This is a genomic window from Pseudomonas reinekei (assembly GCF_001945365.1).
Taxonomy (GTDB): domain Bacteria; phylum Pseudomonadota; class Gammaproteobacteria; order Pseudomonadales; family Pseudomonadaceae; genus Aquipseudomonas; species Aquipseudomonas reinekei.
Genome location: NZ_MSTQ01000050.1, coordinates 1 through 1,234, shown reverse-complemented (window position 1 = coordinate 1,234; position 1,234 = coordinate 1). Strand labels below are relative to the sequence as shown.

Sequence of the window (1,234 nt, the reverse complement as noted above, 5' to 3'; positions counted from 1 at the left end):
CCGAATCCGACGGGGTGGGTGGATCCGTTGGGGTTGGCTTGCCAATGTCCTGGTGATATCGATGCAGACGGTCCGTTTAGTGAAATTGTTCCGGGTGGCGGATTAGCGGCACACGAGGCTCAAGGAGGGCACCTTATCGCGAAACATATCGCTAGAACGGATGTGCAGTTAGCCGATAGGCTAAGAGCAGAACCGCATATTCCAGCGGCTTCAACATTTCCTGATAGGGCAACTGCCGAGTCGGCGGCTGCAAGAACATTGGCTGCAAATAAGATTAAGGTCGAAGAATTCTTAAATAGTTCAAAAGGGAAAACCACTGTTACTCATCACTTTCCCCACCCGGTAGGAGTCAGTATGATCAATGGCAATACAAATCATGAGCCGGCATCGAAAGTGTTGTTAGTACTGAAAAAGGATGTCCAACGACCTGAAGGGTATTTTTTACTGACAGGATTTTCAGAGTCATGAACAAAAATTTTCCCGAACTACATGATTTTTTTGGCGCTTATTTTCATCAAGATTGGACTGTCGAACATGAGACGGCAGATCAAGTGATTGATGGGTATTTAAGCGAGTCAGACGAGCACCATTTGCAAATCGTGCTAACTGAACTCTGTATGCTTATCGCTCAGAAGAAAGAAGAATTAGCATTAAGGGAGTACATGTTGAAAGAGCTGAGCTGTTATTACTGTTACTGGAATACGTGGGAATCGGGAGACTCTTGGCTGCTTCATATTGCTAGAAAACTACAAGAGCGCCTTGACGGTTCTGACTGAGAAGATCTCGCAAGATTTCCTTCAAAGTCCGGCGGTTTCCATAAACTGGTACGAAGTAAGTTCTCCCGAAGGCCATCGGTGGCAATTGAAAACTCATTTCGAAATTTAGGCATACGCAACAGTCACCATCACGAGCAGGCTCGCTCTTACAGGTTTCCTGCGGCTTTCAAATTAACCCATGACTTTGTGGGAGCGAGCCTGCTCGCGATGGCGACCTGACAGTCAGCGCTGCCCCGTCAACCAGGCCTCTTCAGGCTCTGGCGCAGCCAGACTGTCTATCACATGCACGCTATACCCCGGCACATTCTTCGCGTGGTGTTTGGCTTGGGATGCCATTTCCGCCAACTGGCTGGCATCGATTTCCCCGCAGGCTTCTGGATGCAGGTGCACCACGCCGATGGACAGCGAAAGCAACGGGAATTCCTGGCGCACGCCCTGGCGATTGGGGGCGATGAAGC

General features: G+C 49.5%; 2 protein-coding genes and 1 pseudogene. 2 read left to right on the top strand and 1 reads right to left on the bottom strand.

Annotated elements, in window-relative coordinates:
• Both BVK86_RS28910 and BVK86_RS28905 read left to right on the top strand, forming a co-directional pair.
• Nucleotides 1–468 (top strand): RNase A-like domain-containing protein (locus BVK86_RS28910; RefSeq protein WP_341865041.1); only part of this gene is annotated, 468 nt, incomplete at its 5' end.
• Nucleotides 465–776, top strand: coding sequence for a contact-dependent growth inhibition system immunity protein (locus BVK86_RS28905; RefSeq protein WP_075949618.1), 312 nt, complete (start codon nt 465–467; stop codon nt 774–776). The genes BVK86_RS28910 and BVK86_RS28905, both read left to right, overlap by 4 nt.
• Before the next feature lie 222 nt (nt 777–998).
• On the opposite strand, the pseudogene BVK86_RS28900 reads toward BVK86_RS28905, so the two are convergent.
• Nucleotides 999–1,234 (bottom strand): annotated as a pseudogene (locus tag BVK86_RS28900) (diguanylate phosphodiesterase); the annotation flags it as partial.